This window comes from Streptomyces sp. AcH 505, assembly GCF_000818175.1.
GTDB lineage: Bacteria > Actinomycetota > Actinomycetes > Streptomycetales > Streptomycetaceae > Streptomyces.
The window spans coordinates 395928-410959 of the sequence record NZ_JTIY01000002.1 but is presented as its reverse complement, the minus strand read 5'-3'; the positions used below and the strand labels follow the sequence as shown (position 1 = coordinate 410959).

The 15032-nt window shown below is 71.2% G+C and carries 14 protein-coding genes; 6 read left to right on the top strand and 8 right to left on the bottom strand.

The genetic code is table 11. The features are described 5' to 3' along the window. Positions 1 to 150 precede the first annotated feature (150 nt). From HY68_RS31970 to HY68_RS31960, 3 genes are all read left to right on the top strand, one after another. Positions 151 to 1107, top strand: a complete 957-nt coding sequence (locus tag HY68_RS31970; protein ID WP_041998364.1) for a dihydrodipicolinate synthase family protein — start codon at positions 151 to 153, stop codon at positions 1105 to 1107. Beyond that, positions 1107 to 2108 carry a proline racemase family protein gene (locus HY68_RS31965; protein WP_041998362.1) on the top strand — a complete coding sequence of 334 codons (1002 nt, stop codon included), beginning with the start codon at positions 1107 to 1109 and terminating at the stop codon, positions 2106 to 2108. Before HY68_RS31970 ends, HY68_RS31965 begins: the two co-directional genes overlap by 1 nt. Positions 2109 to 2246: 138 nt before the next feature. Continuing rightward, positions 2247 to 3839 (top strand): metallophosphoesterase family protein, encoded by a 1593-nt coding sequence (locus HY68_RS31960; protein ID WP_041998360.1) that lies wholly within the window; start codon positions 2247 to 2249, stop codon positions 3837 to 3839. A 10-nt stretch (positions 3840 to 3849) separates the two neighbouring features. On the opposite strand, the gene HY68_RS39760 is transcribed toward HY68_RS31960, so the two are convergent. The 4 genes from HY68_RS39760 to HY68_RS31940 all read right to left on the bottom strand — a co-directional run bounded on the left by HY68_RS39760 (position 3850) and on the right by HY68_RS31940 (position 7658). Continuing rightward, positions 3850 to 5055, bottom strand: coding sequence for an MAB_1171c family putative transporter (locus HY68_RS39760; protein WP_052457364.1), 1206 nt, complete (start codon positions 5053 to 5055; stop codon positions 3850 to 3852). After that, positions 5048 to 5599: a ParH-like protein gene (locus tag HY68_RS31950; RefSeq protein WP_241778828.1), complete on the bottom strand. Its 552-nt coding sequence runs from the start codon at positions 5597 to 5599 to the stop codon at positions 5048 to 5050. Before HY68_RS31950 ends, HY68_RS39760 begins: the two co-directional genes overlap by 8 nt. A gap of 58 nt (positions 5600 to 5657) precedes the next feature. Beyond that, positions 5658 to 6140: a helix-turn-helix domain-containing protein gene (locus HY68_RS31945; protein WP_107070245.1), complete on the bottom strand. Its 483-nt coding sequence runs from the start codon at positions 6138 to 6140 to the stop codon at positions 5658 to 5660. A gap of 210 nt (positions 6141 to 6350) precedes the next feature. Continuing rightward, positions 6351 to 7658: an alpha/beta fold hydrolase gene (locus tag HY68_RS31940; RefSeq protein ID WP_041998358.1), complete on the bottom strand. Its 1308-nt coding sequence runs from the start codon at positions 7656 to 7658 to the stop codon at positions 6351 to 6353. 315 nt (positions 7659 to 7973) lie between these two features. Between HY68_RS31940 and HY68_RS31935 the strand changes: the two genes are divergently transcribed. From HY68_RS31935 to HY68_RS31925, 3 genes are all read left to right on the top strand, one after another. Continuing rightward, complete coding sequence (locus tag HY68_RS31935; RefSeq protein ID WP_042000397.1) at positions 7974 to 8945, top strand: helix-turn-helix domain-containing protein; 972 nt, start codon at positions 7974 to 7976, stop codon at positions 8943 to 8945. Between the two features lie 122 nt (positions 8946 to 9067). Continuing rightward, complete coding sequence (locus HY68_RS31930; protein WP_041998357.1) at positions 9068 to 9856, top strand: SDR family oxidoreductase; 789 nt, start codon at positions 9068 to 9070, stop codon at positions 9854 to 9856. A 90-nt stretch (positions 9857 to 9946) separates the two neighbouring features. After that, the gene (locus tag HY68_RS31925; RefSeq protein WP_042000395.1) at positions 9947 to 10318 is read left to right on the top strand and encodes an STAS domain-containing protein; all 372 of its coding nucleotides are present in this window, start codon (positions 9947 to 9949) and stop codon (positions 10316 to 10318) included. A 54-nt stretch (positions 10319 to 10372) separates the two neighbouring features. On the opposite strand, the gene HY68_RS31920 is transcribed toward HY68_RS31925, so the two are convergent. From HY68_RS31920 to HY68_RS31905, 4 genes are all read right to left on the bottom strand, one after another. Further along, positions 10373 to 11206, bottom strand: coding sequence for an undecaprenyl-diphosphate phosphatase (locus HY68_RS31920; protein ID WP_041998355.1), 834 nt, complete (start codon positions 11204 to 11206; stop codon positions 10373 to 10375). Between the two features lie 145 nt (positions 11207 to 11351). After that, entirely contained in the window at positions 11352 to 11723 is a 372-nt protein-coding gene (locus HY68_RS31915; protein WP_277816788.1) for a serine hydrolase, read from the bottom strand. Between the two features lie 45 nt (positions 11724 to 11768). Continuing rightward, a complete protein-coding gene (locus HY68_RS31910) occupies positions 11769 to 12509 on the bottom strand; it encodes an SDR family oxidoreductase (protein ID WP_041998353.1) in 741 nt (246 codons plus the stop codon). A 106-nt stretch (positions 12510 to 12615) separates the two neighbouring features. Continuing rightward, complete coding sequence (locus tag HY68_RS31905) at positions 12616 to 14961, bottom strand: AbfB domain-containing protein (RefSeq protein ID WP_041998352.1); 2346 nt, start codon at positions 14959 to 14961, stop codon at positions 12616 to 12618. Positions 14962 to 15032: the final 71 nt, after the last annotated feature.

The following is a 15032-nucleotide window of genomic DNA, read 5'->3' as shown; positions in this document are numbered from 1 at the left end:
CCGCCCTGGTGACCCGGTGCCGACCGGACCGCATCACCGGCCCGTCGCCGAGCCGATCAGGCTCGGTGAGCTGGCCCGCCCGCCGGAGCCGCCGAGCCGGCCGGGCACCCCACGTCAGAGTTCCGATCCGTCCGTCGAGGAGAGCACGTCATGACCCCCAGCACGCAGGAGACCAGCCCGCTGACCGGAGTCGTGGTGGCCACCGCGCTGCCGTACCGCTCCGACCCGAAGGCGCCCGCCGGTCTCGCCGTCGACCACGACCGCTACGCCGAGCACTGCCGGTGGCTGGTCGACAACGGCTGTGACGGCGTCGGGCCCAACGGGTCGCTGGGTGAGTACTCGTCGCTGACCGACGAGGAGCGCCGCACGGTCGCCCGTACCGCCATAGCGGCCGTCGCGGGCCGCGGCAAGGTGATCGTCGGGGTGCACGGGGTCGGCTCGCACCAGGCGGCGCGGTGGGCCGAGGCCGCCGCCGAGGACGGCGCCGACGGGGTGCTGTGCCTGCCGCCGACGATGTACCGCGCCAACCACGGCGAGGTGCTGGCGCACTTCGAGGCGGTGGCCGCCGTCGGGCTGCCGGTCATGGTCTACAACAACCCGGTGGACACGAAGGTCGACCTGACGCCCGCACTGCTGGCGGAGATCGCCCAGATCGACAACGTCCGGGCGGTGAAGGAGTTCTCCGGCGATGTGCGCCGGGTGCTGGAGATCAAGGAACGGGCGCCGGAGCTCGACATCATCAGCGGCGCGGACGATGTCGCCCTGGAGAGCCTGCTGATGGGCGCGACCGGCTGGTTCGCCGGCTTCCCGAACGTGTTCCCCGCCGAGTCGGCGCGGCTGTTCGCGCTCGCCAGGGCGGGCAAGCTCGACGAGGCGCGCGCGCTGTACGAGCCGCTGGTCGCCGCGTTCCGCTGGGACTCCCGTACCGAGTTCGTCCAGGCCATCAAGCTCGGCATGGAGATGGTCGGCCGCTTCGGCGGCCCGTGCCGCCCGCCGCGCGGCCCGCTGACCGACGTCAACCGCGCGCAGGTCGAGGCCGAGATGCGCAAGGCGATCGAGGCCATCGCGCGCGACACGGGGGCCGGCGCGGCGAGGAGTGAGGTCTGATGCGCAGCGTACGGACCATCAGCGCGGTCGACTCGCACACCGAGGGCATGCCCACCCGGGTGGTCACCGGCGGTGTGCCGCCGATCCCCGGCGACACGATGGCCGAGCGGCGCCGGTACGCCATCGAGCACCTGGACGAACTGCGCAGGTTCCTCGTGGACGAGCCGCGTGGGCACTCGGCCATGAGCGGCGCGATCCTCCAGCCGCCGACCCGCCCCGACGCCGACTGGGGCGTGCTGTACATCGAGGTCAGCGGGTTCCTGCCGATGTGCGGGCACGGCACGGTGGGCGTCGCGACCGTGCTGGTCGAGACGGGCATGGTCCCGGTCGACGAACCGGAGACGGTGGTACGCCTCGACACCCCCGCGGGTCTGGTGGAGGCCAGGGTCGCGGTGCGCGACGGCGTCGCCGAACAGGTCACGCTGCGCAATGTGGACGCCTTCGCGCTCGAACTCGACGCGAAGGTCTCGGTCCCCGGGATCGGTGACGTGCGGTACGACATGGCGTACGGCGGCAACTTCTACGCGATCGTCGAACTGGCCGACCTCGGGCTGCCCTTCGACCGGGCGCGCAAGGACGACATCCTCGCCGCCGGGCTCGCGATCTCCCACGCGGTGAACGAACAGAACCTGCCGCGCCACCCGGTGGATCCGCTCATCAGCGGCTGCGGCCATGTGCAGTTCCTGGCGCCGGGTTCGAACGCGCGGCACTCGCGCAACGCGATGGCGATCCGGCCGGGGTGGTTCGACCGCTCGCCGTGCGGCACCGGCACCTGCGCGCGGATGGCGCAGCTGCACGCGCGCGGCGAACTGCCGCTGGACACCGAGTTCGTGAACGAGTCGTTCATCGGCACCCGGTTCACCGGCAGGCTGCTGGCGACGAGCGAGGTGGCGGGACTGCCCGCGGTCGTACCGGAGTTCTCGGGACGGGCCTGGATCACCGGCACCGCGAACTATCTGCTGGATCCCGCCGATCCGTTCCCGCACGGTTTCGTGCTCTGAGGAGCCGCCGCCCGGCCGGGGACTGCCCCGGCCCCGGCGGGACTGTTCGTCGTGCCGAAGCAAGTTCGTGTTCACCGCAGGGTCGTGGAGGTGGACGAGTGTTCACTCGTTCACCGAGCCACCTGGGGAGGAACCACGATGGTATCGAACGACAGCGACGAGTCCGGCAAACTGACGCGCCGTCACGCACTGGGTATGGTCGGGGCGGCCGGCGCTGTCGCCGCCGCCACCCCGCTGCTGGGCGCCGCACCGGCCGAGGCCGACACCCGGTTCGGCTCCGCCGCCTTCCATCCGTCGCCGGACACGGGCGGCGCCTCGCCCGTGCAGGGGCTGCATCTGACCTTCGGCGCCGATCCCAGCCGCCAGATGGTCGTCTCCTGGCTGACCGACGGTCCCGTGAAGAAGCCCCGGGTGCTCTACGGAACGCTGGAGCACGGGCTCGGCTCCACCGCCGAGGCGCGGACCCGCACCTACACCGACGGCAAGTCCGGCCGTGTCGTGTACGTACACCACGCGGCGCTCTCCCGGCTGAGCCCCGGCACCGACTACGTCTATCTCGTGTCGCACGAGGGCGCGGCGCCCGACAGCGGCATGTTCACGACCGCGCCGCGCGGCCGTCAGCCGCTCACCTTCACCAGTTTCGGTGACCAGTCGGCGCCGCAGGTGACCTGGGCCGCCGACGGGACCGTCGCGCTCGACGCCAACTCGACCCCGGCGACGAAGGACATCGTCACCGGCATCGAGCAGGTCGCCCCGCTGTTCCACCTGCTCAACGGCGACCTCTGCTACGCGAACCTCGACGTCGACCGGGTGCGCACCTGGAACAACTTCTTCACCAACAACAGCCGTTCGGCGCGGTTCCGGCCGTGGATGCCGGCCGCGGGCAACCACGAGATCGAGAGCGCCAACGGGCCGCTCGGCCTCGGTGCCTACCAGACGTACTTCGACCTGCCGTCCACCGAGACCGACGCCGAACTGGCCCGTCTCTGGTACGCGTTCACGGCGGGCTCGGTGCGGGTGATCGTGCTCCAGAACGACGACAACGCCCTCCAGGACGGCGGCGACGTCTATGTCAACGGCTACTCGGGCGGCCGGCAGCTGCGGTTCCTGGAGAGGGAGCTGACGGCGGCGCGGGCCTCGCGGGACATCGACTGGATCGTCGTCGCGATGCACCAGGTGATGGTCAGCTCGACCGACGCGAACGGCGCCGACCTCGGGCTGCGCGAGAAGTACGGGCCGCTGTTCGACAAGTACGGTGTGGACCTGGTGCTCTGCGGTCACGAGCACAACTACGAGCGGTCGCTGGCCGTCCGCGGTGTGGTGCGCGGCAGCGAGACCCTCACGCCCAACCCCGTCTCGCACGCCACCGACGACATCGACACCTCCCACGGCACCGTGCACATGGTCCTGGGCGGCGGCGGTGTTTCGGGCACCACCAACCAGTCGTTCTTCAAGGACGGTACGGGCAAGGTGATCACCGCGGTGTCGGCGGCGCCGGGTCCCAACGGCAAGCGCACCGCCACGTACGTCAAGGAGCAGGCGGTCTGGACGGGCGTGCGGGACACCGAGAACCCGTACGGCTTCGCCGCTTTCACCGTCGACCCGGGACGGCACGCGGGTGACACCACCCGGATGCATGTGACGTACTACAACGTCAACAAGCCCAACGGCGACCTGTCGGTGTTCGAGAAGTTCACCCTGCACCGCAAGCGGTCCGACGGCCACCGCTGACGACGGCGCCTCAGCCCGCGCGGGCCGAGCGGACCCGGCTGCGGACCCTGGCCACCACCGGGGACGAGGTGAAGGCGGCGCAGACGCCGACCAGCCACTCCGACTCCGACTCGACCGTGCCCACGACGACCGACGGCACATGGACGGCGTCCCGCTCACGGCGGACGCCGTCCTGGCGCTGGCCCGCCCGCAGGTTCTCCAGGGCCGCCGCGATCATCGCGGCCTCCAGCACCGCCCTGCGGTCCCTGGCCAGGTCCGCGGTCTGCGAGGTCCAGCCGGGCACGCCCGCGTCGAAGTAGGGGCGCAGCGCGAGGTAGCCGTCGCGGATCTCGATCACCCGACGGTAGAGCGCGAACTCGGCGCCGCGCAGGCCAGGTCGGCGGGCGGCGGCCGACTCGTCGAGGGCGATCTGTGGCAGTTGCGCGTGCAGCGCCGACCACAGCGGTTCGAGCGCCCGGAACCGGCGGAAGGCGCGCAGCCGCCGGACCGGGGTGCCCAGCGGCCCTTCCAGGAGCGACGCCGAGGCACCGGCCGTGGCAAGGACGGCTGTGATGACGGAGAGCGACGCCGACACCGCGTCCTCCCCCACCCCTTGGCGGCCCTCCCGCAGATCGGCGGGTACGTCGGCCAGCGCCCAGAGCGTCCACACGGCGCCGAACACCGCGGAGAGCACCATCAGCCGCAGCCCCGCCCGCAGCGGTCCCGGGCTCATCCGCCGTGCGTGGCGGGCCAGTTCACGGGTGAGGACGAGCAGGCACCAGCATCCGTAGAGCGCGAAGAGCACGTTGTACCCGGCCAGTGCCCACCGGTGACCGTCGGGGACGGTCAGCTCGTCGTCCACCATGGCGATGTCGGCGACGCCGAACAGCGCGGCCGATGCGATCAGCACCGCGCCGTTGAGCGCGATCTGGCGGCGCACCGAACGCGGCCCCGGCGGCGGCGACTTCACCGCGAGACCGACCAGGACGAGGAACCCGAGCCCGGCCGTCTTGAGTTCATGGGTGATCAGCAGGACCGGCGTGTCGAGCCCGGCCTCGCCCGACAGGGTGCCCACGACGGCGGGGGCGTTGAAGAGCATGGCCGTCCCCATGCACCCGGCCAGGCCCGCCAGATAGCGCTGCGCCGGGTCGGCCTCCGCCGCACGGCTCCTGACGAGCCGGTCGACCCCGAAGACCAGAAAGACCGCGGCGGCGAGGACGGAGATGAGATCAGTCATCGGCGCATCCCGGAGCGCGGACCTCCGGCGCGCCGAACAGCCGCCGCACCCGCGAGTGCTGCTGGTCGCGCCCGGCCGGCGCCGCGGGGGCCGCCCGGTCCTGCTTGCGGGCCCGGGTCAGGATCAGCGAGGCGACCAACTCGGCCTCCCGCTCCTGGGGTTCGGAGTAGACGCTGCGCCCGAGCACCCGCTGGACCAGTGACGGCGGCAGGTTGGGCAGCAGCACCCGCGCGGCGGCGGACACCGCGGGGGCGGTCTCGTGATGGCCGCAGATCACATGGGCGGCCTCGTGCAGCAGGATGTGCTGCTGGTGCAGGACGGTGGTGTCCGTGGTGTAGAGGATGCAGTCGGCGCTGTCGGTGGTGACCAGCAGCCCGCACGGGGTGTGCGGCCGTGCGGAGACCGGGATCAGTTCGATCGGCCGGCCGCGGGCGCTCGCGAGCATCCCGATGAAGGTCTCGGCGTCGAACGGGCTCGGCAGGGCCAGCCCTTCGACGGTTCGCTGACATCGTTGCCACAGTCCACTGTGACGGTCATTTCTCACACGCCGTCCCTCTTCCGCCTGCCGGCCCCGCGAGGTTTCACCGAAGAGTCCGATTACGTCAGGAGCCGCCGCCGGGGGCGTCGCGCTGCCTGCGGGCGAGCACATCGATCATGTCGCTGATCGTGCCGACGCCCTCGGGCGAGAGGTTGACGGCACGCAGGGCCACGCTGCGCACCCCCGCGTCGCGCAGCGCGCCGAGCAGTTCCAGTTCCCTGGCGACGGCGGCGCCCTGCTCACCGTCGAAGAAGTAGGCGACGGGGACCTCGAAGAACTGGGCCAGCGCCTCCAGATGGCGCTTGGTGGGATTGTCCCTGCGCCCGGTGCGCAACTGCCAGAGGTAGGTGGCGGAGAAGCTCTCACCCGTCGCTTCGCGGCAGGCGCGCGCGACCTCTTCGTGACTGTACTGCTCGCGGTTGGACCGGCGGACGACGCGGAACAGCGCGTCGATCTTCCCGGCCAGCGTCGCCGCCGAACCGGAACCGGGACGGGTGCCGGAACCGGACGCGGGATCGGACGGGGGGTCGGATCGGAGGTCGCTCATCGTCCGCCTCCTTCCGTGCCGACTCAGCCCAGTTGGGACGCGCGCGTGCCCGCGTTCATCCTAGCTGGCACCGGCCGAAGCGATATCCGCAGCGCTTGTCCCGTGGCAACTCCACCGGGGGCTCGTGTCGTCGCACCGGGGGCGGGGAGAAGACACGTTGCACGAGAACGGCGAGGTCCTGCACATTTCCACCCGCCCCGCCGGGACCGACTACGACGTCGGGAACTCCCCCGCGTCCCGCAGGATTTGGGCCAGGTGTCCGAAGACCCGGCCGTCGGCGGCGAGGCCATCATGCTCGTACTCGTTGGTCACCCACGTCCGCAGGCCGCCCACCGCCGCCGCCGTCTCCAGCTGGAGTCCGGAGTCGACGTACATGTCGTCGAAGTAGACCGCCGCCGCGACGGGGACCTCGTTGGCGGCGAGCCGCTTCAGGTCGTACAGCTGCGACCACTCCTCACGGGCCGCCAGCAGTTCCACGGCGGGGCCGAAGGGGCGCAGCGCGCGGATCTCCTCGAACATCCAGGGGTACATCATCTCGCCGGTGAACAGCAGCGGCCTGGCGTCCTCGGCGAAGCCCAAGTGGTTCGCGCGCTCCCGTTCGGCGGCCCACGCCGTCGGGCCGTTCGCGCCGCTCGCGTAGATCGACTCCTGCATGACGGCGAAGAGCGGATTGCCGGCGAACGCGGTGCGGTTCCCCACCTCGCTCAGGAACGCCGCCGAGAGCCGCTGCGCCGATTCGTCGGCGAACGCCTCGTCGAACAGCCAGTGCATCCGCTCGAAGCCGGGCTTCATGCCGAAGTCGAGCCCGAGCGTCTGCAGGCGCCGTACGGTCAGCACGTCACCGTCGGGCAGTGTCACGTCCCCCGCCGCCACGCGGTCGGCGACCCGGGCCACCACGGCGGTGTCGTGCGGGTAGCGGCGCTGGAAGAGCCGGTTCTTGGCCTCCGTACGGGGGTAGGTGCGGCGGTACACCTCGGTGGCGTCGGGTGTGACGGACGCCAGACCGCCGGTGACCAGGCACGCGCTCAGCCCCTCGGGCGCCTGCGAGAGGTAGGTGAGGGTGAGGAATCCGCCGTAGCTCTGGCCGAGCGTCGTCCAGGGCGTGGCGCCGAAGATGGTCTTCCGCAGATGCTCGGCGTCCTTGACGATCGAGTCGGCCCGGAAGTGGCAGAGGTGGTCGGCGGCCTCGCGCGCCGAGCCGAAGGACTCCATCACGGCGCCGTCGAGCGGTGTGCTGCGGCCGGTGCCGCGCTGGTCGAGCAGGATCACCCGGTGTGTCTTCAGTGCCTGCCCGAGCCAGCCGTCGCCGGGGCGGCCGACCGGCCGGGGCGCCTTGCCGCCGGGGCCGCCCTGCAGATACACCAGACAGGGCAGCTCCTCCGTCCTGCGGCCGGGGTCGACGAGTTCCCTGGCGAAGACGGAGAGGGCCGGGCTCCGGTCGTCGGACCAGTCGAGCGGCACCTCTGCCCGGTGGTCGCGCACATGGATCCCCGGCAGCGTGTACTCGGCAATGATCATTCCTGGGTCACCTTCCGACCTTCGTAGCCCGCGTACCGCGGCGGTTGCGCCGCGGTCCTGGGCCGAACACCGCTCTCACCTGCGACGGAGCCGGCACGGCCCAGGGGCCCACTCTCTCCCACGGCTGCGGGACGTCCGAAACAGGGGGGCAGTGGCGGGGCCGTCGCACGGCCGGCGCGGGGCCGTCGTACGGCCGGCCGGATCGGCACGGACACCGAACGACCGCTCGGGAGTTGACGGCACCACCCGACTGTCGGTGAGCCGTGCAAATATGTACGCCGAACGAACAGAACCGACGACAGTGGGGCCGTGGCGATGATCGAGACGGTGTTCCGTACCGACGACGTGGCCGCCGCGGACAGGTTCGACTACTGGCGCGACTGCATGGCGAAGCTGATGTGCCCGACCGACATGACCAGCGCCCACGACAGCGAGTTCAAGGCCGAGTCACGGCTCATCCAGCTCGGCGCCGTCTCCGTCTGGCCGGGGCAGATGCAGCCGCTGCGCTGGCGGCGGACACCCCGGCTGATCCGGCAGTCCGATCCGGAGCTCTACCATCTGTCCCTGCCGTTCCAGGGCGCCGTCGCCATCGCGCAGGACGACAGGACCGCCGTGCACCGCGCCGACCAGATGTACTTCATCGACACCTCACTGCCGTTCGACTGCGACGTACCGGACGGTCCGCTGCGCGGGGTAGGGCTCGAAATCCCCAAGGCGCTCGTCCCGTTGCCGGAGGGGGACGTCGCCAGGCTGCTGACCAGACGGCTGTCCGCGAGGGACGGCGTCGGATCGCTGCTGGCGGGGCTCCTCGGCCGTCTGGTGGACGACGCCGCCTCGTTCACGGACGCCGACGGGCCGCGCCTGGAGACCGTACTGGTCGACCTGTTCACCGCGACGCTGGCGCACCACCTCGACGCGCAGGACGCCGTGCCGGCGGAGAGCCACCGCAGGGCGCTCACGCTGCGCGTGCAGGCGTTCATCCGGGCGCAGCTGTCCGACCCCGAGCTGACCCCCGGCATGGTCGCGGCCGCGCACCACATATCGACCAGCCATCTGCACGGTCTCTTCCGGGACCAGGACCTCACCGTCTCGGGCTGGATACGCCACCAGCGCCTGGAACACGCCCGCCGCGACCTCTCCGACCCCGCCCAGTACGCGGTGCCCGTCCACCGGATCGCCGCGCGCTGGGGCTTCACCCACCACGCCGTCTTCAGCCGGGCCTTCTGCGCGGCCTACGGCGTACCGCCCCGCGACTACCGCCAGCAGTCGCTCGGCCTCGGCGCCTGACACGCCCCCCTCCTGATTCGTGGCCCGGCCGGGCCCCCGGCGCTACTGTCACGACGGGCGCCCCTGGCGCACCGGTGATCCGTCGGAGCGGCCGTCGGGCGAAGCAGAAGGGTCCGATCGCCATGGACATGGGACTCACGGGCAGAACCGCCGTCGTCACCGGAGCGGGGCGCGGCATCGGGCTCGCCGTGACGCGCGCCCTCGTCGCCGAGGGGGCCCGGGTCGTCGCCGGTTCCCGCACGGTCACCGACGAGTTGCGGCAGCTGACGCAGGACGCGGACGTCGATGCCGTGGCGGTGGATCTGACGTCGGCCTCCGGCCCCGCCGAACTCGTCGAGCGGGCGGAGCGGCTCCACGGCGGTCTGGACGTCCTGGTGAACAACGTCGGCGCCGCGCACGTCCGCACGGGCGGCTTCCTGACGGTCACCGACGACGACTGGGAGCAGTCGCTGACGACCACCCTGATGACCGCCGTACGGATGACGCGGGCCGCCCTTCCGCTCCTGCTGGAGCGGGGCGCGGGGAACATCGTCACCGTCAGCTCGGTCAACGCCTTTCTGCCCGATCCGCAGGTCGTCGACTACAGCGCGGCCAAGGGCGCCCTGACGAACTTCTGCAAGTCGCTGTCGAAGGAGTTCGGGCCGCGCGGCATCCGCGTCAACACCGTGAGCCCCGGTCCGGTGGCCACGGCGCTCTGGCTCGGCGGCAGCGGCGTCGCCGCCACGGTGGCGCGCGCGTCGGGGCAGGATCCCGCCGCGGTCGCCGAAGAGGCGGCGAGCGCCATGGTGACGGGCCGGTTCACCCGCCCCGAGGAGGTCGCGGATCTCGTCGTATGGCTGGCCGGCGACCGGGCCGCCAACACGACGGGAGCCGACTTCGTCATCGACGGCGGCATGATCACCACGCTCTGACCCGGACCGGCCGGACGCCTGGCGGGCGACAAGCTATGAATATGCCGAGCCGGGGGCGCATTGTCCGTCCCGTACGGGCATACTTTCGGTGTGCCCAGACCTCGCACGCCGGAGAACGACGATTCCGGCGTCCCCAGCCGACGACCCACGGATGCTCTCAGTGCCCAGTACGCCCTGGAGGACACCTGGGTCATCGCAGCGCGCGGTGACCTCGACACCGACACCCTCGGCCCGGTGGAGGAAGCGCTGGCGGAGGCCGCAGGCCATCCGGTGATCATCCTCGACACCAGCGGTGTCACGTTCGGTGACTCCAGCTTCCTCAATCTGCTGCTGCGCGCCCATCAGTCGACCCAGCTACGGATCGTGGCGCCCCCGGAACAGCTGCGCAGACTTCTCTGCGTCACCGGCGCCGATCAGATACTGAACATCTACGGCGACGTGTCCGAGGCCATCGACGGGTGACGCGGCGCTCGTCCGTCGCGGCCCGCCGGCAGCGGCCCGTAGGCAGCGACATCGTCAGTCGAGGGCGCCGGCGCCGAGAAGGCCGAACAGCAGCAGCCCGATCACGATGCGGTAGATCACGAAGGCGTTGAAGGAGTGCTTGGCCACGAACTTCAGCAGCCAGGCGATCGAGCCGTAGGCGATCACGAACGAGACGACGGTGCCGGCGGCGAGCGGCGCCGCGCCCACGCCCGCGCCGAGCGCGTCCTTCAGCTCGTACAGTCCCGCCCCGGTCAGGGCAGGGATGCCGAGGAAGAAGGAGAGCCGGGTGGCCGCCACCCGGTCCAGGTCGAGGACGAGCGCGGTGGACATCGTCGCGCCCGAGCGGGAGAACCCGGGGAACAGCAGGGCGAGGATCTGCGAACTGCCCACCAGCATCGCGTCCTTGAAGGTCGTGTCCGCCTCGCTCCGCTTGTGCCGGCCCATCTGGTCGGCCGCCCACATCACCCCGCTGCCGACGATCAGCGACGCCGCCACCACCCACAGGGACGCCAGCGGCCCCTCGATCAGCGGTTTGGCCGCCAGGCCGACGATGACGATCGGGATCGTCGCGTAGATCACCCACCAGGCGAACTTGTAGTCGTGGTCCTGCCGTTCCTCGCGGTGTGCCAGGCCCCGGAACCAGGCGCCGACGATCCGCACGATGTCCTTGAAGAAGTAGACGAGCACGGCCGCGATCGCGCCCACCTGGATGACGGCGGAGAAGCCGACGACCGAGTCGTCGTCGACCGGGATGCCCATCAGCCCTTCGGCGATCTTCAGATGGCCCGTGGACGAGACCGGCAGGAACTCCGTCACCCCCTCGACGGCTCCGAGGATGATGGCCTGGCCGACGCTGATCACGCTCATGGGATCCAGTTCTGGACGATGCCGAAGGGAAGAAGGTCATCATCATGCCCGAGCCCTCGGCGGCCCCTCCGGGCGGGTGCCCGGTACACACACCAGCCGCCCGCGCATCGGCCGTACGTCCACCCGCCCTCCCCACAGCGGCAGTTCAGCGCTTGCCGAGCGCGTCGAGCACGATGCCGTTGATCTCCTCCACGGCGGCGAAGTCCGGGGTGAGCCGGTTCTTGGTCAGCGCGAAGGCGATGCCGGTCGCCGGGTCGCCGTACGCGTAACTCCCGCCCGCCCCCGCCATACCGAACGCGGTCGTGGCGGCGCCGGACGTGGCTCCAGGCAGCCACACCGCGTAACCCAGCGCCCAGGACGACGGGTTGCCGAAGACCTGGTCGGTGCCGCTCGCGGCGACGCCCGTCACCTCCGGCAGCCGCTCCGGCGCGATCAGCCGGACGCCCGGGACGTCGCCCAGCAGCGCCGCGTACATCCGCGCGACGGCGCGGGCCGAGGTCTTGCCGCCCGCCGGGATGTCGGCGGCGAGGATGTCGGTGCGGTTGCCAAGTGCGGCGGAAACTCATCGGCCGCCTGCGGCCCGCAGGACCGTACCCGTGACGTACGAGGCGTCGGGCGACAGCAGCCAGGCGATGGCGGCGGCGATCTCGGCCGGTTCGGCGGCCCGGCGCAGCGGCACGTTCGGGGCCATCTTCGCCGGGCGGTCCGGGTCGCCCATCGTGGCGTGCATGTCGGTGCGGGTGAGTCCGGGAGCGACGGCGTTGACCCGCACCCCGTCGGGGCCGAGTTCCTTGGAGAGTCCGACGGTCAGCGCGTCCACCGCCGCCTTGGTGGCCGCGTAGTGCACGTACTCCCCCGGGCTGCCGAGGGTGGCGGCCCCCGAGGAGACGTTGACGATGGCGCCGGATCCGGCGGCCGTCATGTCCCTGGCCGCGCGGCGTGAGCAGAGCAGCAGCCCGAGCAGGTTGACGTCGACGACCCGGCGCAGCACCTCGGTCGAGGTGTCGGCGAGGCGGCCGAGCGGCCCGGTCACGGCCGCATTGTTGACCAGTCCTGTGACCGTGCCGAGCTGTTCGACGGCCGTGTCGAACAGCCGCTCCACCTCCGCCTCGACGGAGACGTCGACCCGTACGGTGATACACCGGGCGCCGGTGGCGCGCACGGCCTTCGCCGTCCGCTCGGCGGCGACCTCGTCGCTGACGTAGCCGAGGGCGAGGTCGTGTCCTTCGGTCGCGAGCCGGACGCAGGTGGCGGCGCCGATGCCACGGCTGCCTCCGGTGACGACGGTGACGGGGCGGGACATGGCTGCTCCTCCGACGGACTGTGATCGATCATCGATCATAGGGCCGCCGAAGGAGATCCGTCAGCCGTGCGCGTCAGCCGTCCAGGTCAGGGCTGGTCGGGGTCGGTCAAGGTGCCCAGGGGGCGTCCACCGACCAGGTGGTGTCGGCCTCGAACGATGCCGGGTTGTCCCAGGCATGGCTGCCGCCCGCGGTCGCCAGCCACACCTCCGAGTTGATGTGCCGCAGATAGCTGCCGGGGAAGCCGGACGCCTCGAACCGCACCCCGCCGGCGCCCGCGACGGCGCACCAGGTGGCGTCCGCCTTGAACAGCCCGGAGCCGTCGCTGGGATCGCGGTGGACCCGGAAGTCCCGGTGCCGCAGGTACTCGCCGGGGTAGTTGCGTGACTCGAACGAGTAGCAGCCGGTGCCGGCGAGCCCCGGGACGATCTTCCAGGTGGCGTCGTTCTTCAGCAGGGCGTCGCTCGCGCCGTCGACGACCGTCGTGAAGGCCAGCCCTTCCTGGTGGCGCAGATACTTGTCGGTGTACCCGGGGGTGGTGACCCGCAGGGACTTGTACTGGCCCGTGGGCACGGTCACCGGCGGTGGCGGGTTCTGGGACGCCCTGATCAGCGCCTCGTTGGCGGCCCTCACCCGGGCCTTGTCGACCTTGACGACCTGCCGGTCGTAGGTGAGCAGCCCGTTCGACTCGTTCTCGACGTCGGTGATCTCGGTGTACACCGAGGCGGAGAGCCCGGCCGGCAGCCTGCTGAGCCTGAGCGTGTCGATGAGCCCCACGAACCGGTTGTCGAGCGCGGCCGCGTTCGGCTGGTCCTCGTAGCTGAACCCGCCGCCGGGGAACCACTCGTGGCCCGGGACCTTGAGGCCGAGTCCGCCGAACTCGCCGAGCACGGCGGCCCTGGTGGCGGTGGGTACGGTCGTGCCGGGACCGACGTACACGTGGTCGTCGACCACGTCGCCGTTGCCGCCGTCGACCGCTCCGCAGCAGTTGACGCCGCTCATGTTGTCGACGAGGCGCGACGGGTCGTACGCCTTCACGTCGTTGGCGATCCGGGCCTGGTCGTACTGGCCCCAACCTTCGTTCTGGTCGACGTACTGGATCAGCGCGGGCGAGCTGCGGTGCTGGTCGATGATCGCGTGGAACTCGCTCTCCCACTGCGTGCGCGCCGCGCTGTCCGGCGACTTGCCGGTGTCCATGGCCGGCATGTCCTGCCAGACGAGCAGCCCGAGTTTGTCCGCCCAGTAGAACCAGCGCTGCGGTTCGACCTTGATGTGCTTGCGGACCATGTTGAAGCCGAGGTCTTTGTGCGCCTGGAGGTCGTACTTGAGCGCGTCGTCGGTGGGCGCCGTGTAGATGCCGTCCGGCCAGTACCCCTGGTCGAGCGTGCCGGTCTGGAAGACGAACTTGCCGTTGAGCACCGGGCGCAGGACGCCGCCGACCTTCGCCACGGCGATGGAGCGCATGCCGGTGTAGCCGCCGACGGAGTCGAAGGTCGTCGCCCCGCTGCTCAGGTCGGCGCGCACGTCGTAGAGGAACGGGTCGTCGGGGGTCCAGAGGTGCGGGTTCGCGACGGGTACGGAGAGTTCGGCGCCGACGGCGCCGGTGGCCGTGCCGACGACCTTGCCGCCGGTGGAGACGGTCACCTTGGCCTGCTGACCGCCGGGGCCGGTGCCCTGGACCTTCACCCGCAGCGTGCTGTCGGCGAGGTTCGGGGTCATGTCGAGCCGGGTGATGTGCGCCGCCGCGACGGGCTCCAGCCAGACGGTCTGCCAGATGCCGGAGGCGGCCGTGTAGAAGATCCCGCCGCCGCTGTGTGGCCGCACGTCGTTGATCCGCTGCTTGCCGACGGCCTGGCCGCCGGTCTGGGTCGGGTCGTAGACGGAGACGACGAGGGTGTTGGCGCCGCCCGTCAACTGCGCGGTGATGTCGTAACTGAACGCGTCGTAGCCGCCCTTGTGGGCGCCCACCTGCTGTCCGTTGACCCAGACGGTGGTCTGCCAGTCGGAGGCGCCGAAGTTGAGGACGACATGGCGGCCGTGCCAGTCGGCGGGGACGGTGAAGGTGCGCTTGTACCAGAGTTTGTCGTTTTCGGTGATCTTGCGCTGGATGCCGGAGAGCGCGGACTCGGCGACGAAGGGGACCCGGATCTGCTCGCTGAACGTGGCCGGCTGGCCGGCGTCACGGCCGGTGACGGCAAAGTCCCAGATGCCGTTGAGATTGGCCCAGTCGGGCCGGGTGAGCTGCGGCCTCGGATACTCGGGCAGCGGGTGGTCCACCGGGACCTGGGCGGTCCACGGGGTGGTCATGGGGGCCGGTTTGGGCGTCCACGCCGCGGCTTGCGCCGGCGCCGAACCGATGCCGATGAGGGCGGTGGCGATGAGCGCCAACAGCCCTGCCAGTGCGGTCAGTTGTCTTGGCCATGGGAGGCGTGCGGTCCCGCGCGCGATGGTCATCAGAGAACCTTCCAACGTTGGAAACCCGGTTCGCCGTATGACAGCACGCGGTCAAGCCGCTGTCCATACCC